The organism is Kaistia sp. SLG-1, from assembly GCF_059699055.1.
This window is the reverse complement of record NZ_AP048544.1, coordinates 4,628,260-4,654,083: the sequence shown is the minus strand read 5'-3', so window position 1 is coordinate 4,654,083 and position 25,824 is coordinate 4,628,260. Positions and strand designations below refer to the sequence as shown.

The following is a 25,824-nucleotide window of genomic DNA, read 5'->3' as shown; positions in this document are numbered from 1 at the left end:
AATTCCGGCTTATCGGCCGGCCGGCTTCAGAATTTCACCCTGGCTCCGCCCAGGACGGCATAGCTCTTGTCGATGTCGGCGGCCGGTTCCTGATAGTCGTAGGACCGGAGGCCCAGATAGAGTTCGGTCTGGTAGTAGTCCAGATTCTGGACGAGCTGCGCGCCGAAGGACGTACTGCTGCTGCCGGGCGCGTCGATGTCCTTGCCGTAATAGGCATCGACGGAGAAAGCCGTCTTGCCGGCCTCGAAATACTTCGTCTGGTAGCCGAGCTTCAGATAGCCGTAGCGGCCGTCGACCGTCTCTTCATCCGAATAGGCGGCGGCGGCGGTGACGCTCAGTCCCGACGGCTGGTGCAGCACGGACACCGATCCGTCGACCAGCGACTGGTCGTTGCCCGGCTGCGAATAGGCGATCGCCGCCGAGATCTTGAAGTCGGCGAGTGTGTTGTCGTAGCGCGCGGCGATGTCCCAGACCGTGACGTCGGTCGTCGTCGGCACCACCTGCGTGCCGACGGAGGACGACAGGGTGAAGCCGGCATATTGCGGCGTGTCGTAGCGAACGCGCAGCTTGCGGCTCAGTCCGTCGAAGTCGGTGAACGCGTCCTTGACCTTCACCGAGGTGAGCGTTCCGTCGGAAAAGCGGAAGAACGGTCCGCCCGCCATGTCGGACACCAGCGCATAGCCGACCACCGTCGTGCCGGAGAGGTCGACCTCCGCCGATCCGTCCGAGGCCATGCTGCCCTGGCCGAGCCAGAGCTTGCCGTAGGTTTTCGATTCCAGATAGAGCTCGGCCTTGCGCAGCAGGTTGGAGCTCCAGTCGAAATCGCCGCGATTGAGCTGGTTGACGCTGTTGGTCGAATACGGCGTCCACTCCCATTCGAGATTGCCGCCCATCCCCCAGTCGTCATTGACCCGCCCATAGATGCGCGCGCCGGCCCGGGTCGACGAATTGCCGTTGTCGACCGGGCCGTAGCCGAGCGTCGAGCCGCCATCGTCGAAGATCAGCAGGCCTTTGTTGATCTGCCCGTAGAGCTCGATATAGGCGTCGTCATTGCCGGTCCTGAGCTTGGGGATCAGCGTCGCCTTGGCCTTGGCGACCTCCGCCTCGGTCGGGGCCGTGGCGTCGGCGGCCGCGGCCGGCAGGAGTGAGGCCAGCGACAGGAGCGGGACAGACAGGGCCGCCGCGAGGGGCCATCGCCGAATGCGCATGGTTGCCGTCTCCGATCCGTTGGGTGCGCGGCGATCTCCGCCGGCGACCGCTTGAAACGCCTGTTTGCCGGTGTCGGCCCGGGGCTGCGACCGGGGAGGCGATTGCCGCCCGCGAGCGGGCGGACGATCGCGGTCGGCCGGCCCGTTGTGACCGCCGGGAGAGCCTCGATGCGGATGCGATTGTCGATGCGGATTGGAAAGTCGTTCGGGATGCGAGGCCGGATGCGCTTCTGGCCGCGGTCGCGCGGAGACCAGGACGGCCGTGACCTCATGGCATGAGTCACAGCTCATTGGCTTTTTGTCCCCAAAAGTTCGCATGTTATAATGTAAGGCCCCACAACATTTCAAATTTCGTCGTATTCGAATCGGATGGTGCTGATACTGCTTTCCGTGTGCTCTATCTATCTTTGTCTATGCTTGCATTCCTCTTGGTAATCTGGATGTTAGCACCTTGAAAGAAACGTGCAAGCGTGTAGTATCAGCCCCGTTTTGGCGGAAATCGAAGCGCCGATTTGTTGCCGGCCTTTCTGATTCATAGGGGGATTCCGCTATGTTTGACTGGTTCGCGAACACGCTCCGTAGTTATCCAGAAATCGCAATATTCATATCCCTGGCTCTTGGGTATTACTTCGGGTCTTTTACTTACAAGGGCCTAGGTCTCGGCGCAGTAACGGCAACGCTGATTGCGGCGGTCATCATCGGACAGCTCGGGATCACGATCTCGCCGCCGTTGAAAGCGACGTTCTTCCTGATGTTCCTGTTCGCGATCGGCTACGGCGTCGGGCCGCAATTCGTGCGCGGTATCGCCAAGGACGGTATTCCACAGGCGGTGTTCGCCGTGATCGTCTGTCTGTTCTGTCTCGCGGCGCCGTTTATCGCCGCCAAGATCGCCGGTTACGACGTCGGCTCGGCCGTGGGCCTCTATGCGGGATCGCAGACCATTTCGGCGTCGATGGGCCTGGCGACGGACGCCATCAACCGTCTGGCGCTGGCGCCGGAAGAGACCAAGCGGCTGCTGGATGCGATGCCGGTCGCCTATGCCGTCACCTATATTTTCGGCACGCTCGGCTCGGCGATCGTGCTCGCCCTGATCGGCCCGGCGCTTCTGGGCATCAACCTCGAGGCGGAATGCAAGCGCTACGAGGACGAACATGGCGGCAAGAAGCAGGAGGGTGGCGCCGGCACCGCCTGGCACTATTACGAGCTTCGCGCCTACCGGGTCGAGGAAGGCCGGCCAGTCGTCGGCAAAACGGCCCGCGAGGCGGAATCCATGGTCCCCGACCAGCGCCTGTTCGTCGAGCGCATCCGTCGGGGCGGCAAGATCGAGGACGCGACGGCCGATACGGTGATCCAGGCGGGCGACATCGTCGCCGTGGCCGGCCGGCGTGATGTCCTGGTCGATGTGCTCGGGCCCCTTGCCGACGAGGTCGACGATCGCGAATTGCTGGCGGTGCCGACCGAAGGTGTCGACGTTCTGGTGACCAGCAAGCAGGCCGACGGCAAGACGCTGGCCGAACTGGCGAAGCTGCCGTCGGCGCGCGGCGTGTTCCTGCGCCGGATCGCGCGCGGCGTCACGGCGACCGAGATCCCGATCCTGCCGAGCACGAAGATCAATCGCGGCGACATCCTGACCATCGTCGGGCGGACCCAGGATACCACCGCGGCGGCGAAGGCGCTCGGCGTCGCCGACCGTCCGAGCAATGTCGCCGATGTCGCCTTCATCGGCGCCGCGATCGCCATCGGCGCGCTAATCGGCGCGCTGGTCTACAAGATCGGCAACGTGCCGCTGACGCTGTCGACCTCGGGCGGCGCGCTGATTTCCGGCCTGTTCTTCGGCTGGCTGCGCTCCGTCCATCCGACCTTCGGGCGGATCCCGTCCTCTACCGTCTGGTTCATGAATTCGGTCGGCCTCAACGTGTTCATCGCCGTGGTCGGCATTTCGTCCGGGCCCGGCTTCGTCGCCGGCCTGCGGGAGCTCGGCTTCAGCCTGTTCCTCTGGGGCATTTTCGCGACGACCGTGCCGCTGGTGCTGGCGATGTATGTCGGCAAATACGTGTTCCGGTTCCACCCGGCCATCCTGTTCGGATGTTGCGCGGGCGCGCGGACCACGACCGCGGCGCTCGGCATGATCAACGATCGCGCCAAGAGCTCGATTCCGGGGCTCGGCTATACCGTCACCTACGCGATCGGCAACACGCTGCTGACGATCTGGGGCATGGTCCTGGTCATGTTGATGACCTAGCCCTTCGCCCGGCGCCGCTCTGCCGGCGCCGGGCCGAACCGCCGTTCCGGCCCCCGCCCGGTCGTCCGGGCAGATGCGCTGCCGGCCGCGTCGCGGTCGGCCAAATCACGGTCGGCCGCGTCGCGGTCGGCCAATCAAACGGAATGCCCACTCGAAGGCCCATGCGGTTCCCCGCCCCGGGTGAAATCGCAAGAAGCCGGCGGCGCGACCGCCGGTGGGGCGACAAAAACGACTTTGGGAGCGCGCGATGTCACGCAAGAACGCCCGTATCGACCAGTTCCTTCTCATCCACGCTGCGCGCGACGATAATTGGCGCGAGATCACAAGCCTCGCCGATTCCTGGGCGGCCGGGCGCGGCGAGCGGACGGCGCTGGAGGCGGCGCTCGCGGATATGGAAGCCGTGGAGGCGTGCCACGCCTATCCGGGCGTCCGATTGCTCGCGGCTCTGAAGGAGCGCATCGCCACCAACGACGCCGGCGGCGCGGCGAAGCTGGCGCGCCGGATCTCCAACGGGCTGCTGACGCATGCCTATCGCGATCGTCCGGGCGAGTGGGACGTGCATGACGAGCGGTCGGCGGACGAGGTGGCCGACCTGCTGCCGCCGACGGTCGGCGATGGCGGCGCGCGACGTCCCTATTTCGAGGTGCTGTTCGTCAACAGTCAGCCGGCGGCGCGCTGGCCGGCCTTCACGGCGGAAATCCGCCGGCTGCGCCGGCCCGAGGATGCGTTCATCTACGAGCCTGTTCTGGCGGGTTCGTTCGAGGATGCGCTCTGCGCGGCGGCCCTCAACCCCGAGATCATCTCGGTCGTCCTCGCCGAGGGCTTCCCATACCGCTCGCGTCATGACGCGCCGGTGCTGCGCTCGGTGCTCGATCCGCTCGGCGAGCAGGAGGGGCCGGATGTCTCCGCGCTTCGCCTGTCGCGGACCCTGAAGCGGATCCGGCCCGAGCTCGATATCTACCTGCTCTCGGACCGTCAGGTCGAGCAGATCGCCGGCGATCCGGCGGCGGATTCCGTGCGCCGCGTCTTCTATGCGGTCGAGGAACTGCTCGAACTGCATCTCGCCATCCTCGAGGGCGTACAGGACCGCTTCGAGACGCCGTTCTTCGACAATCTGAAGAAATATGCGCGCCGCCCGATCGGCACGTTCCATGCGCTGCCGATCGCGCGCGGCAAGTCGGTGTTCCAGTCCGACTGGATCCGCGACATGGGCGAGTTCTACGGCCTCAACCTGTTCCTGGCGGAAAGCAGCGCGACCACGGGCGGCCTCGATAGCCTGCTGGAGCCGACCGGCAACATCAAGCGCGCGCAGGAAATGGCGGCACGCGCCTTCGGCGCCGATCACGTCTTCTTCGTGACCAACGGCACGTCGACCTCCAACAAGATGGCGGTGCAGGCCCTGCTCGCGCCCGGCGACATCGCCGTGGTCGATCGCAACTGCCACAAGTCGCACCATTACGGCATGGTGCTGACCGGGGCGCAGCCCTATTACGTCGAGGCGTTCCCGATGACGGAATACTCGATGTATGGCGCGGTGCCGCTCGATACCATCAAGCGCGCGCTGCTGGCGCTGAAGGCGGAGGGGCGGCTCGACCGGCTAAAGCTGCTGGATCTCACCAACTGCACCTTCGACGGCCACATGTACAATGTCCGGCGGGTGATGGAGGAATGCCTCGCCATCAAGCCGGACCTGATCTTCCTGTGGGACGAGGCCTGGTCCGGATTCGCCCGTTTCTCGCCCTTCCTGCGCCCGCGCACCGCGATGGGCGCGGCGGCGGATCTCGAGGTTTGGCTGCGCGATCCCGAGTCGATCGCGGCTTACGAGAAGCAGCAGGCCGAACTCGGCGACAACCCTTCCGACGAGGTGCTGCTCGAAACCCATCTGATCCCGGATCCGCGCCGCGTGCGGCTGCGCGTCTACCAGACCAATTCGACGCACAAGTCGATGTCGGCGATCCGTCAGGGCTCGATGCTGCTGGTCAAGGATGTCGACTTCCACACCGTCGAGGCGCAGTTCCACGAGGCGGTGTTCACCCACGCCTCGACCAGCCCGAACCAGCAGCTGATCGCCAGCCTCGATGTCGCGCGCCGGCAGATGGAGCTCGAGGGCTACGGGCTGGTGATGAACGCCATCGAGATCGCGCTGAAGATCCGCCACGCGGTGAACACGCATCCGCTGATTTCGAAATATTTCCGCGTGCTCGGCGCCGACGCGATGATCCCCGAGGCGTATCGACAGTCCGGCTTCCAGGATTATCTGGCGCCCGGCGCGAACTGGGGCACGGCCCTGAAGGCGATGCGGGAGGACGAATTCTATCTCGATCCGACGCGGATGACGCTGGTCTGCGGCACGGCGGGCTTCGATGGCACGCAGTTCAAGGGCCTGCTGGCGAACGAATACGACATCCAGCTCAACAAGACCTCGCGCAACAGCGTGTTGCTGCAGTCGAACATCAACAACACCCGCAGCGACGTCGCCCATCTCGTCCGCGTGCTGGTCGAGATCTGCCATGGCATCGAGAAGCGCCTCGCCGATGGCGGCGAGGGCGAGCGCGAGGCCTTCGCGGCGCGGGTCAAATCGCTGATGACCGACGTGCCGGATCTCCCGAACTTCAGCCATTTCCACGAGATCTATCGCGGCGATGCCGGCAAGGGGACGCCGGAGGGCGACATGCGCTCCGCCTTCTTCAACGCCTATGACGCCTCGGTCTGCGAGTACGTGCCGCTCAACGGCGCCGAATGCGACCGCCGGCTGCGCGAGGGGCCGGAAATGGTCTCGGCCAATTTCGTCATTCCCTATCCGCCGGGCTTCCCGATCATGGTGCCGGGCCAGGTGCTGACGCAGGAGACGATCGACTTCATGCGCAAGCTCGATGTGAAGGAGATCCACGGCTACGAGAAGGCGAGGGGTCTCAAGCTGGTTAAGCCGGATGCCGTCCTCGCCAAGGCGAGGCGCTGAGCGGAACGGGGCGGATCCGGCCGCTCGCACCCCGCGAGGGGCGACGCGGGTCGTGGTAGGGGGAGCAAGGGGGCGGATGATGGTGTGGCTCGAGCAGTTCCTGGTTCGATATCCCGAGCTCGCCGTCTTCTTCGCGATCAGCCTCGGCTACCTGATTGGCGGGATCAAGATCGGCGGCTTCGGCCTCGGGCCGGTCACAGGCTCCCTGTTCGCGGGTATCCTGATCGGCCAGTTCGCCGATGTGCCGATCTCCGGCATGGCGAAATCCTTCCTGTTCCTGCTGTTTCTCTTCGGCATCGGCTATTCGGTCGGGCCGCAATTCCTGCAGGCCTTGAAGCGCGACGGCATGAAGCCCGTCGTGCTGGCGGTCGTCGTCTGTGTGACCGGCCTGGTGACGGCGATCGTCGTCGCCAAGATCCTCGGCCTCGATCCGGGCTTCGCCGCCGGGCTGGTTTCCGGCTCGCTGACCGAAAGCCCGGCCATGGGCACGGCGACGGAGGCCATCAACGCGCTGCCGCTGCCCGACGCCGACCGGGCGCGTCTGGTGGCGCACATCGCGGTGGCGGACGCCGTCTGCTACATCTTCGGCGCGATTGGCGTCATCCTGTTCTGCAGCGTGGTCGGGCCCAAGCTGCTCGGCATCGACCTGACCGCTGAATCGCTCAAGCTGGAGCAGGAGCTCGGCATCAAGCGCACGCCGGCCGGCGTCAGCTCGGCATGGCATCGGTTCGAGCTGCGCGCTTACCGGATCCCGGAACACGCGCCGGTCGTCGGCCTGACGACGGCGGCGGCCGAGGCGAAATTCCCGGAACACCGGCTGTACATCCAGCGCGTCCGGCGGCAGGGCGCGATCCTGGAGGCAACGCCGGAGCTTCGGATCGAGGCCGGCGACGTGGTCGCGGTATCCGGCCGGCGCGAGACGCTGGTGGAGGTGCTCGATCCGCGCGGCGAGGAGGTCGAGGATCGCGAGCTCCTGGATATCCCGGTCGCCGCGGTGGAAGTGCTTCTGACCCGAAGGGATCTCGCCGGCCGCAACCTTGATGGCCTCGCGAAATCGAGCTGGGCGAGGAGCCTCTATCTCGCCGGCATCACGCGCGGCGGCCAGGACATCCCGCTCGGACCCGGGGTCGCGCTGGAGCGGGGCGACATCCTGCGCCTGATCGGGCCGGCGCCGGTGGTGTCGCAGGCCGCCAAGCGGATCGGCGTCGTCATCGCGCCGACGACGGCGACGGATTTCTTCGTGCTCGGCCTCGCGATCTTCCTCGGCGGACTGGTTGGCGTCCTCGTCACCTTCCCGATCGGCGACCTCCGGATCTCGCTCAGCACGAGCGTCGGCACGCTGATCGCCGGGCTGGTGGTCGGCCATCTGCGCACGCGCTTTCCCCTGTTCGGCCGGATTCCGGACGCGGCGGTGTCGCTGATGACGGCGCTCGGCCTCGCCGCCTTCGTCGCGATGACGGGCCTGCATGCCGGGCCGATCTTCGCGTCCGCCCTCGCCGAAGCGGGGATCGGGCTGCTTTTCGGCGGCATGGTCGTCACGCTGATGCCGATGATCGTCGGGCTCTATGTCGGGCGCTATCTACTCCGCATGAACCCGATCCTGCTGCTCGGCGGCCTCGCCGGCGCGCAGACCATGACCGCTGGCATGGCGGCCATCCAGGATCGCTCCGGCAGCCCGGTGGCCGTCCTCGGCTATACGCCGGCGGTGCCGATCGGCCACATCCTTTTGACCACATGGGGCACGGTGATCGTCGGGATCATCGCCAGTTGAACGGGGGGCGTAAACGCAAGATGGGAGCGTTCGATGCCCTTGGCACCCCCTGTCAAACCCAAGCGGCGGCAAGCGCGGCAGATGCGGCACATCTTCTTCGTCGCGCTCTGGCGTCAGCTTCACGTGCTCTGGCCGATCCTCTCCGGCGTTCTGGTCACGATGGTCGGATCGGGCTTCCTGGTCGGGCGGATCGAAGGCTGGCGGCTCGACGAGGCGATGTATTTCACCTTCGTGACCGGTCTGACCATCGGCTATGGCGACCTGGCGCCGAAGCATCTCGCGGCGCGGCTGCTCGCCGTCGCGATCGGCTTTTCCGGCATCCTGCTGACCGGCCTCGTCGCGGCCGTCAGCGTCCAGGCGCTGCGGGCGACGGAGGATCCCGAACAACAATAGTCACGCCGGCGCGGCGCGCAGATTGCGGAATGCGGGAATGGCGTTGAACGAAGTCGTCAGGGATCGGCGTAAAGAAATCGCGACCGGAAATCGAGTGATGTTGTTTCGTCTATTTCCGGAAACGATGAAACAATCCGGCCCGGCAGGGCGGGTCGATCGGTGGGCTGGGACGGGGCGGATCGCCGCCTGACGCGGCGGTGCCGATCCCTGAAAAAGGAAGGCGACGGATCGTGGCCATGTCTCTCTTGCTCAAGGAAATCCGCGGCAATCCGATCCTCTGGCTCCTCGTCTTCGTGCCGATCGTGCTCATCTTGGCGCGCGTTCGGCCGGAAGCGCACACGCTTCTCTTCGTGCTCTCGATCCTGGCGATCGTGCCGCTCGCGACGCTGCTCAGCTCCGCGACCGAATCCGTGGCGACCCGGACGGGCGACGCCGTCGGCGGACTTCTCAACGCCACGCTCGGCAATCTGACCGAGCTGATCATCGCTCTGGCCGCGTTGAGTGCCGGGCAATACACGCTGGTGAAGGCCTCGGTGGCGGGCGCGATCGTTGCCAATTCGCTCTTCATGCTCGGCGCGTCGTTCCTGCTCGGCGGCCTCAAATACCATACGCAGACGTTCAACCGCGACAGCGCGCGCCTGCAGACCTGCCTGCTGTTCCTGGCGACGATCGCGATCATGACGCCCTCGGCGATCGCGGATGCGGAATCCGCCGGGTCGCCGTTCACGGCGCAATTGAGCCTCGGCCTGTCGGTGCTCTTGATCGGCACCTATGCGCTTGGGCTCTACTTCTCGCTCTGGACGCATCGCGAAGTATTCGGCAGCACCTCCCATCACGAGGAAGGCGAGGCGACCTGGCCGCTGGGGCTGGCGCTCGCGGTGCTCGCCGGCGTGACTATTCTTGTGGCGTTGACCAGCGAGGTCTTCGTCGAATCTGTGCAGGAGGCGGCGAAAACCTTCGGCATGACGCCGGCCTTTGTCGGTTTCATCGTCGTCGCGCTGGTCGGCGGCGCCGCCGAAATGGCCTCCGCCTTCTCCGGCGCGCGCAAGGATCGGCTGGATCTCAGCGTCGGCATCGCGCTCGGAAGTGCTGCCCAGATCGCGCTCTTCGTCGCCCCGGTGCTCGTCCTGCTCAGCTATGTCATCGGCCCGACCCCGATGGATCTGCGCTTCTGGCCGGGCGCGGTCATCATGGTCCTGATCTCGACGATAACCGCCTTCCTGATGACCAGCACGGGACGCTCGGCCTGGTTCGTCGGCGTGTTCATCCTGATGGTCTATCTGGTCTTCGCCATGACTCTCTACCTGCTGCCGCCGCAGGCGCTTTGAGGGGGCGGAAGCGTCGCCAACTGCCCGATCCTGAGGGGCTAGGACACCGCTCTCAGTGCCAAAATTAGCCGGCTTATCACTGCGCTGAATTCGGTCGAAATCGGCTCCGGCGCGGCCGGTCGGGCCGGCAAAACCGCCCCGGCCAACGCCCCTGTTTCCCCAGCGATTTCCTAAATTTGTGGGTGCAAGCGAGATGTCGCTTGCGGCATGGCCGGGAAGATTGATCCTCGCCTCTCCTTGTGCGAGACAAGATCATTCTGAATTCCTCAGAGAGAATCGCATGACACATACGGGCGGGAGCAGGGTCGACCTGCGTAGTGGCGTCAAGATCTATGACAACGACTGGTATATCCGGCATGGGATGGAGCCGGATCAACTGGCCGATTTGCTGGCGAGCTGGAACATCAGCTATGTCATCGCCCAGAGCCGATACTTGCCGATGCAAGATTCGGCGGTGCCGAGCCGGGTGACGCCGGCGGATGTCGCGCGCTATGCGACCCTCGACGATGTCGCGGTGCGCCAGGCGCTCGCCGCGCGCGGCATCGGCTATTTTTCCTGCCTCAATATCTGCTTCGATCCCGACTACATCGCCGCCCATCCGGAGCTGTTGCCGATCGACCAGTTCGGCAAGGTCGAGGAGAAGCAGGACTGGTATATCGGCGTGCCGCCGGATCGCGAGGCCAACCTCGCGCACAAGATCGACCTGCTCGAAAAGGGCGTTGCCGCGCTGACGCCGGATGTCGTGCATCTCGGCTTCATCCGCTGGCCCGGCTTCTGGGAAACCTGGTTGCCCGGTGACCGCCGCGCCGACAAGCCGGAATATTGCTATGCGCCGCAGACGCTCGATCGTTTTGCCAAGGCTTATGGTCTGACGATCGACACCTCCGATCCGGTCGCGGCGGCGGCGTTGATCGCCCGCGACCATCGCGCCGAGTGGACCGAGCACAAATGCAAGACGACGGTCGCGGCGATCCGCCGGATCCGCAATGCGGTCCGCGCGGTCAAGGGCGATGTCGAGATCTCGATCAACACGCTGCCCTTCTTCGCCGATGATTTCGACAATTGCGTCACCGAGGTGTTCGGCCAGGACGCGCGCGCGCTCGCCGAGGTCGTCGACGTGTTCGAGGTGATGGCCTATCACCAGATCATGGGCCGCGAGGCGGAATGGCCGGCGAATGTTGCGACCGACATCCGCGCGCGGAGCGGCGCGAAGGCGATCTGCACCGTGCAGGCGAAGGCGCTCTATCTCGAGGGCATGCATGCCGGACGCGGCCGCATTCCGGTGATCGACGGACCGGAATTCTCCCGCGTGCTCGACGCGGTGGAGAAGAGCCCGGTCGAGGGTCTCTGCATCTTCACGTTGAACGATCTGATAGAGATGCGCGGAACGTCGGAAGGGGCTCCGATTCTCGACCGCCTGACGCGGTTCCGGCGCTAGGGCATTTCCCGCGAAGTGGTTTCCGCTTCGCGGGACAATCCCAACCAACAGTCGGAGCGCTTCGTCGTTTCAGGGAAACGATGAGGCGCTCCCGTTTTCAATTGAGGCCCAGGAGATCGGGATGACTTTCGTAGCGGATTACTTTGTTTTCATCGACGTCCTGGCGCTGCTGGCGCTGGCCGGTCTCGCCATTGCGACCTTCGCGCGCAATGAGCGGGTCTGGTCCGGCATCCTGCTGCTGGTCGTGCTGGTCTGGGTCGGCGCTCGCCTGTTCAAGCTGGTCTAGCCGCGCGCGGCGTTCGAGCTGGCCGGCCCGATGTTCAGGTCGGCGCGCGGTCAGGTCGGCGCGCCTTGGCTGATCGCGGCGAGCAGGCTCGCCCGATCGAGGTTTTCGCGCGGCAGGATCTCGCGGATACGCCCGCCGACCATGATGGCGACGCGGTTGCTCAAGCCCAGGATTTCGTCGAGATCGTCGGAGATCAGCAGGATCGCGGCGCCCTCCGCGGCGCTCAGCTCGACGATCTTGTGCAACTCCGCCTTGGCGCCGACATCGACGCCGGCGGTCGGCTGGTCGAGGATCATCGCCTTCGGCCGCGCCGCGACGGCGCGGGCGACCAGGACCTTCTGGGCATTGCCGCCGGAGAGCGTGCCGACGGCGCGTTTGCGATCCGGCGGGCGGATGCCGAACTTGGCGATCAGGCTCTCGACCAGCGCGCGCTTTTCGCGGGCGCGGATCAGGCCGAAGCGTGAGAAGCGGCCGGAAAGCGCTGTCGCCGCCATGTTCTCCTCGATATCCGAGGCGAGCGCGAGGCCGCTGACCTTGCGGTCTTCCGGCACCATGACGAGGCCGGCCGTCGCCGAACGCTGCGGCGTGCGGCGGCGGAGTTCTCGACCCGCGAGGCGGACGCGGCCCTCGGCGGCGACGTCGCCGATGATGGCGCGCGCGAGGCGCGTGCGGCCGGCGCCGATCAGCCCGGCGATGCCGACGATCTCGCCGGCGGCGATCGTGAGGTCGACCGGCGGCCGGCCGGCGACGGAAAGCCCTTCGAGCGTCAGTACCGGCTTCGCATCGGCACGAAGCCGCGATGTCGGCGGCGTGCCGGCCGTCACGTCGTCATGCCCGACGAGCAGGCGCGCCAGCTGCGGTACGGAATAGTCTGCCGCCGGGCCTGTCTCGACGATCCGGCCGTCGCGCATGACGGTGACGGCGTCGCAGACCTCGCGGATCTCCTCGAGGAAATGGCTGATATAGATGATGCCGACGCCGCGGTTCCGCGCCATGTTGCGCATGACGTCGAAGAGGTGGCGGCGTTCGGCCGGCGCCAGGCGGGCCGTCGGCTCGTCCATGACGAGGATGCGGGCGTTCTGCGAGCAGGCGCGGACGATCTCGGTCAGCTGCTGCTCGGCGACGCCGAGATGGCGGACCGGCGTATCCATCGGCAGGCGGATGCCGACTGCCTCTGCTTCCTCGGCCGAGCGCTTGCGCAGCGCCGCATGCGAGATCAGGCCGGGCAGGGCGCCGCGCGGATCGCGGCCGAGGCCGATATTGTCGGCGACGGAGAGATCCGGGATCAGCGAGAAATCCTGGTAGATCATGGCGACGCCCTTTTCGAGCGCCTGCTTCGGCGTGTGAAGCGCGACTTCCACGCCGTCGATGACGATGCGGCCGTCATAATCGGCGAAATTGCCGCCCAGCGTCTTCATCAGGGTGCTCTTGCCGGCCCCGTTGTGGCCGACAAGAGCGTGGATCTGGCCCCGCGCGAGCTGGAAGTTCACGCCGTGCAAGACCGGTCCGGCTCCAAAGCTTTTCCGGATCTGCTGCATGTCCAATAGCATCGCGCGGGTCCCTTCCGACATGGTGATCAGCCGCCCCAGGCTGCCGGATGCTGCTCGACATTGTCCTTGGTGACGATCGGCAGGTCGAGATAGTGGTTCGGCGACGGCACTTCGGATGCCTTGCCGGAGAGATACTTGACGGCGTTCTCGATCGCGAACTTGCCCTGCGGGGCGGGGTCCTGGTTCACGGTGCCGAGCACGGTGCCCTTGATGATCGCGTTGCGGACGTCGGCCGGGTAGTCGCCGAGGATGAACTTGACGTCGGTGCGGCCGTTCTCGCTCGCGAACTGGGCGCCGTTCACGCCTTCCGGACCCTGGTCGACGATCGCGTCGATCGAACCCTGCGGGTACTTGCTCAGGAAATCCTGGGTGAGGGCGAGGGCCTTGGAGTTGTCCCAGTCGGCCGCCTGCTTCTCGATGATCTCGATGCCCGGATGCGCCTTCAGCGTGTCCATCAGGCCGGCCTCGCGGGCGAGCTGGGCCGAGGTGCCGAGCTTGCCGAGGATGTAGGCGACCTTGGCGTTTTCGCCGACCGCCTGCACGAGCAGCTCGCCCTGGCGCTGGCCGAAGGCGAAGTCGTCGACGCCGACATAGGTGACGAGCTTGGCGCCGGTGCTGGTGTCGGCCGTGGTGTTGACGGCCATGACCGGGATTTCGGCGGCGGTCGCCTGGCGGATCACCGGCACGATGCCCTGCGGATCGCTCGGCGCGATCAGGATCATGTCGACGTCCTGGGCGATGAACTGCTGCACGACCGAGATCTGGGTCGCGAGGTCGCCATTGCCGCTCTGGATGTTGAGCTCGACGCCGAGGTCTTTGGCGGTCTGCTCGGCGGTCTTGATCAGGTTCGAATAGAACGGAACCGAGGTGTTCCAGATCATGAAGCCGATGCGCGGCGCGTCGGCCGCCTGGGCGGTGCCGCCGAGCGCGAGCATGGTCGCGCCGGCCAGGCCGAGCATCAGGCGTCGGGTGATCGAAGTCTTCATTGTCACTCTCTCCTCCTCTTGAAGTTCTGTGTCAGCGCCGCTCGAGCCGGCGGCGCTGGTAGCTGTCGATGCCCACGGCGACCAGGATGACCGCGCCGGTGACAGCGGGCTGCCAGAAGGGCGATACGCCGAGCAAATTGAGGGCGTTGGCGATGACGCCGAGCAGCAGCGTGCCGAGGACGGCGCCGCCGACCTTGCCGACGCCGCCGCTGAGCGGCACGCCGCCGACGACGACGGCGGCGATCGCGGTGAGCGGCCAGTCGCCGGCGCTCGCCGGCTGGCCGATATTGGTCTGGCCGAGCAGCACGACGCCGGCGACGCCGGCGAACAGGCCGCCGAGGCCGTAGGTGAGGATCGTCACCCGGTCGACATTGATGCCGGCGAGGCGGGCGGCGAGCTTGTTGCCGCCGACGATGTAGATGTGATGGCCGAAGGTGGTGAAGCGCAGGATTGCCCAGGTCAGGATGGCGATCGCGGCGAAGATCAGGGTCGGCACCGGCACCGGGCCGATGCGGCCGAGGCCGAGCCAGGTGAAGGATTCCGGCACGCCATAGACCGGCTGCGCCGCCGTGCCGACGAACATGATGCCGGTCACCAGCACCTGCGTCGCGAGCGTGGTGACGAACGGGTTGATGCCGATCTTGGCGATGAAGAAGCCGTTGACGAGGCCGACGCCGAGGCCGAGCAGCAGCGCCGCGACGATGCCGAACGGCATCGAGACATGCACGATCAGCGCCGCCGCGACGACCGAGGAGGCGGCGCCGACCGCGCCGACCGAGAGGTCGAAGCCGCCGAGGATGATCATCAGCAGCATGCCGCAGGCGACGATGCCGATGATCGAGTTGCGCTGCAGGACGTTGGCGAAATTCGCCCAGGTGGCGAAATGCGGCACGGTCAGGCAGAAGACGACGACCAGCCCGACGAAGATGGCGAGCAGGGCGTAGTTCGACCAGGAGACGCCGGCCGGCAGGGCGAGCCGGCGGCGACCGGCGTCGGTGGAAGTCATGAGGCGGCTCCTTCGATCGCGCCGGAATTCGCGGTGAGGGTGGGGCGGGCGCGCAGTTCCGCCCGGGCCCGTTCATGGGCAAACAGCAGCGTGCCGAACAATTCCGCGCGGTCGCCGAGCGCGCCGGGGCGGATCTCGACATGCTCGACGGCGCGCGAGATGGCGGTCCGCCGCATCGCTTCCTTCATCGCGTTGAGAAGGACCGGCCCGGCGCGGGTCAGCTCGCCGCCGACCAGGATGACGTCGGGATTGAAATAATTGCAGAGCGCGCCGAGCGCGCGGCCGACCATCGATCCGGCATCGGCGACGACGCGGGCCGGGCCGGGGCTGCCCTCGGCGGCGAGGCGCAGCATCTCGACCGGCGCGATGTCGCGGTGCGTCGGTTCCAGCGAGCGGGTGAGCGCGTTGACGGAGATCTGCGCCTCCAGGCAGCCGCGGCTGCCGCAATGGCAGAGCGGACCGTTCTCGTCGGTGACGACATGGGCGAGCTGTCCCGCCATGCCGTAGGCGCCGCGAAAAATCTCGCCCTCGATGGCGATGCCGAGGCCGACGCCGACCGAAAGCAGCACATAGAGCATCATCTTCGAGCCGACGGCGCCGCCGAGGCGGCTTTCCGCCAGCGCGCCGAGATTGGCGTCGTTGTCCATGTAGACCGGCAGATCGAGCTTCTGCGACAGCCGGCGCGGAATGTCGGCGCCGACCCAGCTCGCGAGGATCGAGCCCGGATGCAGCATGCCGGTGGCTGTTTCGACCGGGCCGGGAACGCCGATGCCGACCGCCTCGATCCGCCGCCGGTCGATGTTGTTGCGGGCGATCAGCTGCTCGACATGCTCGACCGCGAGCGCCAGCGCTGCCTCCGCCGAGATGTCGACGTCGAAGGCGCAGTCGAGCTCGTCGATCAGGCGATAGTTCAGGTCGGAGACCGCCGCCTTGAAGCTGAGCCGGCCGAAATCGATGCCGATCAGATAGGCGTGCCGGGCCTTGAGCGCGACCAGCTCGCCGGGCCGTCCGGCCGCTTTCCGCGAGGTCGGGACATGGTCGTCGACGGTTTCGACGATGCCTTCCTCGATCAGCTCGGCGATCGCGCTGGAGGCGGTCGAGCGCGAGACGGCGAGCAGGCGCGCGATTTCGGCGCGCGACCGTGGCGCCTCTTCGAGCGCCGCCAGAACCGCGCTGCGCAGCCGATGCTGTGAACGAGCCTTGACCATGAATTCCCCCTGAAAATTGCAGTGGCATAGCCGTCGTAGTTTTGTCAATATCGATCAAATCAAAGATCAAATTAGTCCAAAATCAAACAAATTGGAATCCGATGTCGAGTTTCCGAATTGCCGCGCGCGAGATCCGGATCGGCGACGCGCTCGAGCCCTGCCGTAACGGCGCGGTGCTGGTCGAGGCGGGGCGGATCGTGGCCGCCGGCCCGGACGCGGCCGTGCCGAGGCCCGAGGGCGCGATCGCGATCGATCTCGGCGCCGTGACGCTGCTGCCGGGGCTGATCGACGCGCATATGCATACGTTCGGCATGCCGAGCACCGGACTTGGCGCGCTGAATACCGAGCGCGAGCCTTATCGCGCGCTGAGGGCAGCGGGCGAATTGCGCGAGCTGCTGCATGCCGGCTTCACCTCGGCGCGCTGCCTCGGCTCCTCGGTCGGGCCGGATCTTCGCCGGGCGATCGACGAGGGGCACATCGAAGGGCCCCGGCTCGTCGTCGCCGGGCAGTTCATCTCGTCGACCGGCGGCACCTGGGACGCCCCGCCACTGCCGTCGTCCTGGGCGCGGGGGCAGGGGGCGACGGCCGACGGCGTCGACGCGATCGTGCAGGCGGTGCGCGAGCGGGCGCGCTCGGGCGCCGATTTCATCAAGCTCGGCCTGTCGAAGGGCGGCACGCGCGATCGCTATCACGCCTGGGGCGATGATCCCCATGGCCAGGTCACCACCTACAGCGTCGAAGAAGTCCGCGCCGCCGTCGACGAGGCGCACCGGAACGGCATGCTGGTCAGCGCGCATGCGATCGGCACGGCGGCGGTCAATCTCGCCCTCGACGGCGGCGTCGACATCATCGAGCACGGCTATGCGATCGACGATGCGACGCGGGACCGGTTGGTCGACGCGGGCAAGATCGTCGTCACGACGATTTCGCAGCTGCATTTCCATCGCGCCGCCTATGACGAATTCGGCTATCCGCAATGGGAACGTGACGTCTATGAGCGCCACTGGCAGGCGATGCGCCGCGATTTCGAGCTCGGCCTTGCCGCCGGCATCCCTTTCGCGCTCGGCACCGACCTGATCGGCAGGCCGACCCATCCGCTCGCCTCAGCGGCGAAGGAGTTCGAGCTCGCCGTCGAATGGGGCATGGCGCCGGACGCGGCGCTGCGGGCCGGCACGATCGTGGCGGCGGAGGCGCTTGGCCTCGCGGCCGAGACCGGCAGCCTCGTCGCCGGCAAGTCGGCGGATCTGGTCGCGATCGCGGCGGATGCCGGCGATCTCACGGCGCTTGCCGGCCCCGTCTTCATCATGAAGCAGGGGGAGATCGTGCGGAGCGCGATCTAGTCGACGCGGTAGCGAACGAGGGCGCGGGCGCCCTCGTTCTTGGGCGGCCGTCTCAGGGCTTCGGGAACGCCAGCGCCGGAGCCGCCATGGCGGGCTTCAGCGGCGCCGACACCAGTTCCTTGGCGTCGAGGTCGAAGCTCGTCAGCTCGATGCCGCGCAGGACCGGGTCGTCATAGGTCTTGACGTAATAGGTCTTGTTCTTGAGGTCGGCGATCGACGACCACTGCGTGTATTCCAGCGGCGCGCTCTTGTCCGAGCCCTCCCGGATCCAGCCGCGCGGAATGTCGAAATTGTTCAGCACGTGCTCGGCGAGGCGCACGCTCTCGATGCCGCTCGGCTGCAGCTCGGCCGAGATGACGTAGCCAAGCGCGCGGACGAAGCGGGAGGGCGGCGTCGGATCGCCGGGAATGCCGAGCAGGCCCGAGCCCTGGCCGAGCTGCGGGATCGTCACGCCCTCGAGCGTCAGCGGCGGCGCGTTGAAGGGCGAGATCTTCAGATAGTTGCTGAGGTTGATCCGGTGCCAGTCGAAGGGCGGCGAGTTGGTCATGACGCCGAGCGGATTGTCATAGACTTTGAGCGTGCCGTCCATCGGCTCGATCACCAGCGACGCCCCCGACGGGTCGTGCAGCGTGTAGTGGACCGGCGGCACGATCTTCATGTCCGACTGCACCACCTCGACGATGGCGATCTCGGAAAGCGCCGCCTTGACCTCGGCGACGGTGGCGAAGCTGGTCAGCGCCCAGGTCAGCACGTCCCACGGCGCCAGCGACTTGGCGGGATCCGATTTGGCCGGGTCGGCATAGCCGGCGAAGCCGGGGAAATAGAGGATGCCGCCGGTGAGGCCCTTCTCGTTCATGCCGTCGATCAGGGCGGTGATGCCCATCGCGTTGAGGCCCACGGCGCCATACTTGCTGGTCCAGGCCATGGCGGGCTTGTTGTCCGGGCCGGTCGAGGTGAGCGCGAAGCCGCGCGGGATCACCATCGCGCTCGATTCCATCGGCATGGCGAATTCCATCGTCCGACCGTAGACGGCGCCGTCGTCGGTCGTGCGGAGGATGAAGCTGGTGCAGGCCAGCGCCGTCTGCGTCGCCAGCAGCGACGCGGCCACGGTCACTGTGGCGGCGGCGCGCGTCGCGTTCCGCCAGAAGCGGCCAAGTTTTCGCTCGTCGATCCGGATCATTTTGGGAGCCCTCCATCCCGATTGCAGGAATTCCGGTCTCCACTTAAGAGCGAAATCGGCCTCGACTCAAGGAATTTGGCCGGGATTTATTACCCGTGGCGATGCGATCCGGCTGGATGGTTGCCGTGTTGTTTCGCCGGCTCGGCCAATACAGTCCGGTATTCTCAGGCCGAAAATACTTCGTCGAGCCAGTCGAGCGCGCGCTGGTTCAGGAGCGAGCGGTTCATCATCTCGCAATGATCGCCGGCGCCCTCGGCGGCGGTGAAGCGGAGCAGGGTCTTGGGGCAGCTGAGCCCGTCGAAGAAGGCGGGCGCGCCGGCGGCGAGCCGGTCGTTCTCGGCCTGGGTCAGAAGCGTCGGGCAGCGGATCCGGTCGAGCCGCCCGCGCATCGTGTAGAACTCCGCCTGGCGCAGATAGTCGCGTAGCGTATCGACGCCATGCACCCAGAAGGCGCGCTGCTTGATGCTCCAGCGCATGCGGCGGTCGCTGTCGATGAACTGGTCGAGCCGTTCCAGCACGGTGGCTTCCAGCTCGCCGAGATTGCCGGCCGCCTCGTTGCTGGCGCCGAACCGGATCGCCAGGCCGCGGAACGGGTCGGCCATGCTGGGCAGCGCCGGATCGGCGATCAGCGCCGCGATGCGCGGCTCGCCCGAGGCGCCGCGCGGTGCCAGATAGCCGCCGAGGCTCCAGCCGGAAAGCGCGATGCGCGTGGGGTCGACGATCGGCCAGGTGACGGCGAAATCGACGACGGTGTTGATCACCGTTTCCCAGTCGGGGCGGAGCGGAATGCCCTGCTCGTAGAGCATCGCGCCCTGGCCGGGGCCGTCGAAGATCAGGCAATGATAGCCGCGCTCGGTCGCCGCCACGGCGGAGGCGAAATAGAGGTCGGTGATGGTGGCGTCATAGCCGTTGTTGAGGATCAGCAGCGGCCGGATTTCGTCGGCCCGGCCGCGCGCCGGCAGCAGATAGGCCGGCATCGAGGCATCGCCGAACGGAATGCGCAGCGGCCGGATCTCCGGCTCAGACAGAGCCAGCGCCTTGTCGAAGGCGGCGATCTGTTTGCGGAACGCGGCGATGAGGCGCGGATCGATCGGGACGCCGTAGAGCGGATGATAGGCGGCGGCGTAGAAGTTGGCGGCCCGCAGGAACAGGGCGCGGGCACTGGCGCGGTGGCCCCTGGCGAGCGCAACCTCGGCCTCGTCCGCGAGCCGGTCGCCCGCCTCGACCCAGGCCGTGTAGAAGGCGCCGTCATCGCCGTCGCCGACGGCGAGCCCGACCGCCCGCACCTCGCCGAAATCCGCGCCGCCATAGGGAATATAGCCGAGCGCCCAGCTGCCGAATCCGTCATGAAAATCATTCTGGAACAACAAGCCCATCGGAGCCCCCTCCCTGGCGAACGTCGCTGGCAGATCCCACGCCGCCCTCGGTGTGCCGAAGGCGGAGCGGGCAGCCTAACGTTACGTCACGGGGCTGTCGACGGGGCGCGGCGCCGCCGGAGATACGCCGGCGAAACGCTCTCCAGCGCGGCGCGTCAGCGGACCGACGAGAAGGCGGTCGGCTGCAGGAACGAGCTGACGATGTTGGCGACGATCAGCCCGTCCTTCTCGCTGTCGAGCCGGGCGCTGACCCATTCCGGATCGGCGACGAAGGCGTTCCAGCGCGCCTCGCGATCGGCCAGGCTCTCCCAGGCGATCATGTAGGTGAGGTCGTTGCTGGCCGGCCCGACCAGGGTCGTCCAGAATCCGGCCTGTCGGATGCCGTGTTTTTCCCAGATGCGCAGCGTGTGGTCCTGGAAGCGTTTCTGCAGGGCGGCCATGCGGCCGGGCAGGCAAGTATAGACGCGCAGTTCGTAGATCATTTCCTCTCCGGCGCTTTCGCTGCGGTTCAATCCGGCTTGATTGCGCAGAGAGAGACAAGCCGAGTCTCTCGGTCGAGGCAAGGCCCGTTCGGACGGGCGCCCGGTAAGCGTGCTTCATCACGGCTCTGATCATAGTCATTCTAAACTGACATCCCGTTACGGAATGTGCTAGCTTGACAGCGGAGCACGCCGTTCGGGGCAGCAGCCCGGCGGAGCGGACGCGAAGCTCCTGGGAGGCTTCGATGAATTCACGGGGCTTTGTTGTGATGCTGGCCCTTCTCGCCGCGCCGGCAGCGGCCCATGCGGATGGCGACGCGACGCTCGGCCAGAAGGTTTTCCTGAAGTGCCGGGCCTGTCACCAGATCGGCGAGAACGCCAAGAACGCCGTCGGCCCGGAGCTGAACGGCCTGTTCGGCCGCCATTCGGGCTCGGTCGAGGGCTACAAATATTCTGACGCCAACAAGAACTCCGGCATCGTCTGGGACGAGACGGTGTTCCGCGAATACATCCACGATCCAAAGGCCAAGGTGCCGGGCACCAAGATGACCTTTGTCGGCCTGAAGGACGACAAGGACATCGACAACGTCATCGCCTACATCAAGCAGTTCGGTCCGGACGGCAAGAAGCAATAGGGTTTCCCGGCCGTCGCGCCGGTCGGGAAGGAGCGACGACTGAAGGTCCGTGCTGTGGCCTGGGCGACTGGGCCAGCCGGCGCGGAGATCTTCGGGATCGCAAGGAAAAGGAAACGCAAAAGGGTGGTCGCGGGCGAACCGGCGACAGGAAGCCTATCCACTTCATTCATTGCCGCAGGACGCGTTTTCTCCTGGCTGGGAAGAATAAGGGATGCTGATCGCAATTGTCCTTGCCCTGGTGGTCGTCGGCTCGGTCCTGTTCCACCTGCTGAGCCCGTGGTGGTTCACGCCGATCGCCTCGAACTGGGGCTATATCGACGACACCATCAACCTGACCTTCTGGATCACCGGCGCCGTCTTCGCCGCCGTGCTGCTGTTTATGGCCTATTGCCTCTGGCGGTTCCGGCACCGACCGGGCCATCGCGCCGCCTATGAGCCGGAGAACAAGCGGCTCGAGACCTGGCTCGCCGTGGTGACGAGCCTCGGCGTCGCCGCCATGCTGGCGCCGGGACTGGTGGTCTGGGCCCGCTTCATCACCGTGCCGGCCGGCGCGTCGAGCGTCGAGGTGGTCGGCCAGCAATGGCAATGGGCCTATCGCCTGCCCGGCAAGGACGGCCGCCTCGGCGTCGCCGATACGCGCGCCGTCACGCCGGAGAATCCGGTCGGTATCGACCCGGCCGATCCGGCCGGCCAGGACGACGTCGTCGTGCAGGGCGGCGAGATCCACCTGCCGGTCGGCAAGCCGGTGGCGCTGCTGCTGCGCTCGGTCGACGCGGTGCATAATTTCTTCGTGCCGGAGTTCCGGGCCAAGATGGACATGATCCCCGGCTCGGTCACCTATTACTGGATCACGCCGACCCGGACCGGCACCTTCGAGGTGCTGTGCGCCGAGCTCTGCGGCGTCGGCCATCCCTATATGCGCGGCACGGTCGTCGTCGACACCGAGGCCGACTACCAGACCTGGCTCGACCAGCAGCAGACCTTCCAGCAGATGACGGCGCCGGCGAAGACGAGCGCGCTCGATGCGCCGCTCGATCCGCGCTCTGGCGCCGCCTCGTCGTCGCGGTGACGCCGGGCGGCCCGGCGTGCGCCTGAGGCGGGAACAGCATGCGGCGCGGCGGGACGCGCCGATCACGAGACGGGGCAGGGCGCCCCGGAACCGAGCGAGGTGACGCCTGATGGTGGATCTGACGCATGGCGGATCAGGGCATGGCGGCGACGGACATGCAGCCGGGCATGCCGGCGAACTGGAGCTCTACCATCCGACCAGCTGGGTGACGAAATACGTCTTCTCGCAGGACGCCAAGGTCATCGCCATCCAGTATGCGCTGACGGCGACGGCGATCGGGCTGGTGGCGCTGGTGCTCTCCTGGCTGATGCGCATCCAGCTCGCCTATCCGGGCGCGCTGCCCTTCATCGACGCCGACCGCTACTACCAGTTCATCACCATGCACGGCATGATCATGGTGGTCTACCTGCTGACGGCGCTCTTCCTCGGCGGCTTCGGCAACTATCTGATCCCGCTGATGCTCGGCGCGCGGGACATGATGTTCCCGTATCTCAACATGCTCAGCTACTGGATCTACCTGCTCGCCGTTCTGGTGCTCGCGGCCGGGTTCTTCGTGCCCGGCGGGCCGACCGGCGCCGGCTGGACGCTCTATCCGCCGCAGGCGATCCTCGCCAACACGCCCGGCCAGCAATGGGGCATCATCATCATGCTGGCGTCGCTGATGCTGTTCATCATCGGCTTCACCATGGGCGGCCTGAACTATGTCGTCACCGTGCTGCAGGGCCGCACGAAGGGCATGACGCTAATGCGGATGCCGCTCACCGTCTGGGGCATCTTCACGGCGACGGTGATGGCGCTGCTGGCGTTTCCGGCGCTGTTCGTCGGCTCCGTCATGATGATGTTCGACCGGCTGTTCGGCACCAGCTTCTTCATGCCGTCGATCATCGCCATGGGCGAGCCGCTCAACACCGCCGGCGGCAGCCCGATCCTGTTCCAGCACCTGTTCTGGTTCTTCGGCCATCCCGAGGTCTACATCGTCGCGCTGCCGGCCTTCGGCATCGTCTCCGACCTGATCAGCACGCATGCCCGCAAGAACATCTTCGGCTACCGGATGATGGTCTGGGCGATCGTCATCATCGGCGCGCTCTCCTTCGTCGTCTGGGCGCACCACATGTATGTGAGCGGCATGAATCCGGGCTTCGGCTTCTTCTTCGCCACGACGACGCTGATCATCGCCGTGCCGACGGCGCTCAAGGTCTACAACTGGGTGCTGACGCTCTGGCGCGGCGACATCCATTTCACCGTGCCGATGCTGTTCGCGCTCGGCTTCATCGTCACCTTCGTCAATGGCGGGCTGACCGGCCTCTTCCTCGGCAATGTCGTCGTCGACGTGCCGCTCTCCGACACCATGTTCGTGGTGGCGCATTTCCACATGGTGATGGGCGTGGCGCCGATCATGGTCATCTTCGGCGCGATCTATCACTGGTATCCGAAGATCACCGGCCGCATGCTCAACGAGACGATGGGGCGGATCCACTTCTGGGTGACCTTCCTCGGCGCCTATGCGGTGTTCTTCCCGATGCACTATATCGGCCTGCTCGGCGTGCCCCGGCGCTATTTCGAGATGGGCGATACCGCCTTCGTGCCGCCCTCGGTGCATACGCTGAACGAATTCATGACCATCGCGGCGCTGGTCGTCGGCGCGGCGCAGATCCTGTTCCTGTTCAACCTCGCCTGGAGCCTCCGGTACGGGAGGCCCTCCGGCGGCAATCCCTGGGGCGCCACCACACTCGAATGGCAGACGCCGGAAACGCCGCCGCCGCACGGCAACTGGGGCGCGGAACGGCCGGTCGTCTATCGCTGGGCCTATGACTACAGCGTGCCCGGCACGGCCAAGGATTTCCTCGCCCAGAACGATCCGGGTCCCGGCGGGCCGGGCCATGTGGTCACGGAGGAGCCAAGGTGAGCGTCATCCTGGTCTTCCTGCTCGTCGTCATGGCCGCCATCTTCTGGTGGCTGGCGCGGCAGGGGCTGTTCTCGAAGCCCTGGCTCGAAGTCGGCGTCATCGGCGGCGTGGCGGCGCCGGATCCGACGCCGTCGCTGGTGGCGCGGATCGGGCTGGCGGTGTTCCTCGTCGTGGTCGGCTCGCTGTTCGCACTCACCGTCAGCGCCTATCTGATGCGGGCCGGGCAGGGCGACTGGCAGTCGGTGCGGCTCCCCGGCATCCTCTATGCCAACACCTTCGCCCTCCTCGTCAGCAGCCTGGCGCTGGAGACGGCGCGGATGGGCGCGCGGCGCGGCGATCTCGACAGCGTCCGCACCGGGCTCCTCGCCGGCGGCTTCACGGCGCTCGTCTTCCTCGCCGGCCAGCTGGTCGCCTGGCGGCAGCTGAACGCCGAGGGCTACTATCTCGCCAGCAATCCCGCCAATGCGTTCTTCTATCTGGTGACGGCGCTACATGGCGTGCACGTGGCGGGCGGGCTGGTCGCGCTCGGGCGGGTCACGCGAAAAATGCTGCGTGGCGCCGGCGTGGCCGAGCTCCGCCTCGGCGTCGATCTCTGCGCCACCTACTGGCACGTGCTGCTGCTGATCTGGCTGGTCCTGCTCGGCCTGCTCACCGGCCGGATCGGCGACTTCGTCGCGATTTGCCGTCGATTGCTGACATAGGAGGCGGGCATGGCGGACCATTTGGCGGATCATCTGGCCGACGATCGGATCCTGCAGGCGGAAACGACGCCGCCGCGGAGGTCCGGCTGGCGCGGCTTCGTCGCCGACTGGGCCTCCGACCAGAGCTCCTTCAAAGGGGTCTCCTGGGGCAAGGCGATGATGTGGGTGTTCCTGCTCTCCGACACCTTCGTCTTCGGCTGCTTCCTCGTCGGCTACATGACGGCGCGGATGTCGACCGTGGTGCCCTGGCCCAATCCGAGCGAGGTGTTCGCGCTCGAGATCGGCGGCACCGAGGTGCCGCTGATCCTGATCGCCATCATGACCTTCGTGCTGATCTCAAGCAGCGGCACCATGGCGCTCGCGGTCCACTACGGCTATCTGCGCGACCGCCGCAAGGCGGGCCGCCTGATGCTGCTGACGGCGCTGCTCGGCGCCTGCTTCGTCGGCATGCAGGCGTTCGAATGGACGAAGCTGATCCGCGAGGGCGTGCGGCCCTGGGAGAACCCGTGGGGCGCGGCGCAGTTCGGCTCGACCTTCTTTATGATCACCGGCTTCCACGGCACGCATGTCACCGTCGGCGTGATCTTCCTGATCATCATGGCGCGCAAGGTGCTGCGCGGCGATTTCGACAGCGGCCGGCGCGGCTTCTTCACCAGCCGGCGCGGCCAGTACGAATCCGTCGAGATCATGGGTCTCTACTGGCACTTCGTCGATCTGGTCTGGGTCTTCATCTTCGCCTTTTTCTACCTCTGGTAGGAGGTTT

Annotated in this window: 21 protein-coding genes; 13 read left to right on the top strand and 8 right to left on the bottom strand. The window is 66.5% G+C overall.

The annotated features are described in order from the left end of the window. Positions 1-26: 26 nt before the first annotated feature. Positions 27-1,208, bottom strand: a complete 1,182-nt coding sequence (locus AC6HZP_RS21620) for a hypothetical protein (RefSeq protein ID WP_497524484.1) — start codon at positions 1,206-1,208, stop codon at positions 27-29. A gap of 550 nt (positions 1,209-1,758) precedes the next feature. Here AC6HZP_RS21620 and aspT (AC6HZP_RS21615) point away from each other — a divergent pair. The 7 genes from aspT (AC6HZP_RS21615) (at position 1,759) to AC6HZP_RS21585 (ending at position 11,625) form a co-directional block, all read left to right on the top strand. After that, a complete protein-coding gene (gene aspT / locus AC6HZP_RS21615) occupies positions 1,759-3,450 on the top strand; it encodes an aspartate-alanine antiporter (protein ID WP_497524483.1) in 1,692 nt (563 codons plus the stop codon). A 247-nt stretch (positions 3,451-3,697) separates the two neighbouring features. Then, positions 3,698-6,409 (top strand): decarboxylase, encoded by a 2,712-nt coding sequence (locus AC6HZP_RS21610; RefSeq protein ID WP_497524482.1) that lies wholly within the window; start codon positions 3,698-3,700, stop codon positions 6,407-6,409. Between the two features lie 76 nt (positions 6,410-6,485). Next, positions 6,486-8,180, top strand: a complete 1,695-nt coding sequence (gene aspT / locus AC6HZP_RS21605; RefSeq protein ID WP_497524481.1) for an aspartate-alanine antiporter — start codon at positions 6,486-6,488, stop codon at positions 8,178-8,180. An 81-nt stretch (positions 8,181-8,261) separates the two neighbouring features. Beyond that, complete coding sequence (locus AC6HZP_RS21600) at positions 8,262-8,573, top strand: potassium channel family protein (protein ID WP_497524480.1); 312 nt, start codon at positions 8,262-8,264, stop codon at positions 8,571-8,573. 236 nt (positions 8,574-8,809) lie between these two features. Beyond that, entirely contained in the window at positions 8,810-9,901 is a 1,092-nt protein-coding gene (cax, locus tag AC6HZP_RS21595; protein WP_497524479.1) for a calcium/proton exchanger, read from the top strand. Between the two features lie 280 nt (positions 9,902-10,181). After that, positions 10,182-11,339 (top strand): hypothetical protein, encoded by a 1,158-nt coding sequence (locus tag AC6HZP_RS21590; protein WP_497524478.1) that lies wholly within the window; start codon positions 10,182-10,184, stop codon positions 11,337-11,339. Between the two features lie 121 nt (positions 11,340-11,460). Continuing rightward, positions 11,461-11,625: a hypothetical protein gene (locus AC6HZP_RS21585; RefSeq protein WP_201400972.1), complete on the top strand. Its 165-nt coding sequence runs from the start codon at positions 11,461-11,463 to the stop codon at positions 11,623-11,625. A 50-nt stretch (positions 11,626-11,675) separates the two neighbouring features. Here the strand turns inward: AC6HZP_RS21585 and AC6HZP_RS21580 are convergent, their stop codons facing one another. From AC6HZP_RS21580 to AC6HZP_RS21565, 4 genes are all read right to left on the bottom strand, one after another. Further along, entirely contained in the window at positions 11,676-13,115 is a 1,440-nt protein-coding gene (locus AC6HZP_RS21580; protein WP_497526837.1) for a sugar ABC transporter ATP-binding protein, read from the bottom strand. An 86-nt stretch (positions 13,116-13,201) separates the two neighbouring features. After that, positions 13,202-14,161 (bottom strand): sugar ABC transporter substrate-binding protein, encoded by a 960-nt coding sequence (locus AC6HZP_RS21575; protein WP_497524477.1) that lies wholly within the window; start codon positions 14,159-14,161, stop codon positions 13,202-13,204. A gap of 31 nt (positions 14,162-14,192) precedes the next feature. Next, positions 14,193-15,167 carry an ABC transporter permease gene (locus AC6HZP_RS21570; RefSeq protein WP_497524476.1) on the bottom strand — a complete coding sequence of 325 codons (975 nt, stop codon included), beginning with the start codon at positions 15,165-15,167 and terminating at the stop codon, positions 14,193-14,195. Further along, positions 15,164-16,375, bottom strand: coding sequence for an ROK family protein (locus tag AC6HZP_RS21565; RefSeq protein WP_497524475.1), 1,212 nt, complete (start codon positions 16,373-16,375; stop codon positions 15,164-15,166). Before AC6HZP_RS21565 ends, AC6HZP_RS21570 begins: the two co-directional genes overlap by 4 nt. A gap of 101 nt (positions 16,376-16,476) precedes the next feature. Between AC6HZP_RS21565 and AC6HZP_RS21560 the strand changes: the two genes are divergently transcribed. Next, positions 16,477-17,715, top strand: coding sequence for a metal-dependent hydrolase family protein (locus tag AC6HZP_RS21560; protein WP_497524474.1), 1,239 nt, complete (start codon positions 16,477-16,479; stop codon positions 17,713-17,715). Positions 17,716-17,767: 52 nt separating this feature from the next. On the opposite strand, the gene AC6HZP_RS21555 is transcribed toward AC6HZP_RS21560, so the two are convergent. From AC6HZP_RS21555 to AC6HZP_RS21545, 3 genes are all read right to left on the bottom strand, one after another. Next, complete coding sequence (locus AC6HZP_RS21555) at positions 17,768-18,895, bottom strand: linear amide C-N hydrolase (RefSeq protein WP_497524473.1); 1,128 nt, start codon at positions 18,893-18,895, stop codon at positions 17,768-17,770. A gap of 164 nt (positions 18,896-19,059) precedes the next feature. Then, positions 19,060-20,271: an alpha/beta hydrolase family protein gene (locus tag AC6HZP_RS21550; protein ID WP_497524472.1), complete on the bottom strand. Its 1,212-nt coding sequence runs from the start codon at positions 20,269-20,271 to the stop codon at positions 19,060-19,062. 155 nt (positions 20,272-20,426) lie between these two features. Then, a complete protein-coding gene (locus AC6HZP_RS21545) occupies positions 20,427-20,753 on the bottom strand; it encodes an NIPSNAP family protein (protein WP_201400964.1) in 327 nt (108 codons plus the stop codon). Positions 20,754-20,995: 242 nt separating this feature from the next. Between AC6HZP_RS21545 and AC6HZP_RS21540 the strand changes: the two genes are divergently transcribed. From AC6HZP_RS21540 to AC6HZP_RS21520, 5 genes are all read left to right on the top strand, one after another. Continuing rightward, positions 20,996-21,385, top strand: coding sequence for a c-type cytochrome (locus tag AC6HZP_RS21540; protein ID WP_201400963.1), 390 nt, complete (start codon positions 20,996-20,998; stop codon positions 21,383-21,385). Between the two features lie 211 nt (positions 21,386-21,596). Continuing rightward, positions 21,597-22,454, top strand: coding sequence for a cytochrome c oxidase subunit II (locus AC6HZP_RS21535; RefSeq protein ID WP_497524471.1), 858 nt, complete (start codon positions 21,597-21,599; stop codon positions 22,452-22,454). A 109-nt stretch (positions 22,455-22,563) separates the two neighbouring features. Then, on the top strand, positions 22,564-24,360 hold the full coding sequence (gene ctaD, locus AC6HZP_RS21530) for a cytochrome c oxidase subunit I (RefSeq protein ID WP_244669615.1): 1,797 nt from the start codon (positions 22,564-22,566) through the stop codon (positions 24,358-24,360). Beyond that, positions 24,357-25,061 carry a cytochrome c oxidase subunit 3 gene (locus AC6HZP_RS21525; RefSeq protein WP_497524470.1) on the top strand — a complete coding sequence of 235 codons (705 nt, stop codon included), beginning with the start codon at positions 24,357-24,359 and terminating at the stop codon, positions 25,059-25,061. The genes ctaD and AC6HZP_RS21525 overlap by 4 nt, the downstream gene beginning before the upstream one ends. Positions 25,062-25,070: 9 nt before the next feature. Continuing rightward, the gene (locus tag AC6HZP_RS21520; protein ID WP_497524469.1) at positions 25,071-25,817 is read left to right on the top strand and encodes a heme-copper oxidase subunit III family protein; all 747 of its coding nucleotides are present in this window, start codon (positions 25,071-25,073) and stop codon (positions 25,815-25,817) included. Positions 25,818-25,824 lie beyond the last annotated feature (7 nt).

What these genes read in the sequence shown, in the direction of transcription:
- cax (WP_497524479.1), top strand. Translation starts at nt 8,810, where the DNA reads ATGTCTCTCTTGCTCAAGGAAATCCGCGGCAATCCGATCCTCTGGCTC.
- AC6HZP_RS21620 (WP_497524484.1), bottom strand. Translation starts at nt 1,208, where the DNA reads ATGCGCATTCGGCGATGGCCCCTCGCGGCGGCCCTGTCTGTCCCGCTC.
- aspT (WP_497524483.1), top strand. Translation starts at nt 1,759, where the DNA reads ATGTTTGACTGGTTCGCGAACACGCTCCGTAGTTATCCAGAAATCGCA.
- AC6HZP_RS21600 (WP_497524480.1), top strand. Translation starts at nt 8,262, where the DNA reads ATGCGGCACATCTTCTTCGTCGCGCTCTGGCGTCAGCTTCACGTGCTC.
- AC6HZP_RS21540 (WP_201400963.1), top strand. Translation starts at nt 20,996, where the DNA reads ATGAATTCACGGGGCTTTGTTGTGATGCTGGCCCTTCTCGCCGCGCCG.
- aspT (WP_497524481.1), top strand. Translation starts at nt 6,486, where the DNA reads ATGATGGTGTGGCTCGAGCAGTTCCTGGTTCGATATCCCGAGCTCGCC.
- AC6HZP_RS21555 (WP_497524473.1), bottom strand. Translation starts at nt 18,895, where the DNA reads ATGATCCGGATCGACGAGCGAAAACTTGGCCGCTTCTGGCGGAACGCG.
- AC6HZP_RS21560 (WP_497524474.1), top strand. Translation starts at nt 16,477, where the DNA reads ATGTCGAGTTTCCGAATTGCCGCGCGCGAGATCCGGATCGGCGACGCG.
- ctaD (WP_244669615.1), top strand. Translation starts at nt 22,564, where the DNA reads ATGGTGGATCTGACGCATGGCGGATCAGGGCATGGCGGCGACGGACAT.
- AC6HZP_RS21575 (WP_497524477.1), bottom strand. Translation starts at nt 14,161, where the DNA reads ATGAAGACTTCGATCACCCGACGCCTGATGCTCGGCCTGGCCGGCGCG.
- AC6HZP_RS21535 (WP_497524471.1), top strand. Translation starts at nt 21,597, where the DNA reads ATGCTGATCGCAATTGTCCTTGCCCTGGTGGTCGTCGGCTCGGTCCTG.
- AC6HZP_RS21545 (WP_201400964.1), bottom strand. Translation starts at nt 20,753, where the DNA reads ATGATCTACGAACTGCGCGTCTATACTTGCCTGCCCGGCCGCATGGCC.
- AC6HZP_RS21585 (WP_201400972.1), top strand. Translation starts at nt 11,461, where the DNA reads ATGACTTTCGTAGCGGATTACTTTGTTTTCATCGACGTCCTGGCGCTG.
- AC6HZP_RS21565 (WP_497524475.1), bottom strand. Translation starts at nt 16,375, where the DNA reads ATGGTCAAGGCTCGTTCACAGCATCGGCTGCGCAGCGCGGTTCTGGCG.
- AC6HZP_RS21520 (WP_497524469.1), top strand. Translation starts at nt 25,071, where the DNA reads ATGGCGGACCATTTGGCGGATCATCTGGCCGACGATCGGATCCTGCAG.
- AC6HZP_RS21550 (WP_497524472.1), bottom strand. Translation starts at nt 20,271, where the DNA reads ATGGGCTTGTTGTTCCAGAATGATTTTCATGACGGATTCGGCAGCTGG.
- AC6HZP_RS21610 (WP_497524482.1), top strand. Translation starts at nt 3,698, where the DNA reads ATGTCACGCAAGAACGCCCGTATCGACCAGTTCCTTCTCATCCACGCT.
- AC6HZP_RS21570 (WP_497524476.1), bottom strand. Translation starts at nt 15,167, where the DNA reads ATGACTTCCACCGACGCCGGTCGCCGCCGGCTCGCCCTGCCGGCCGGC.
- AC6HZP_RS21590 (WP_497524478.1), top strand. Translation starts at nt 10,182, where the DNA reads ATGACACATACGGGCGGGAGCAGGGTCGACCTGCGTAGTGGCGTCAAG.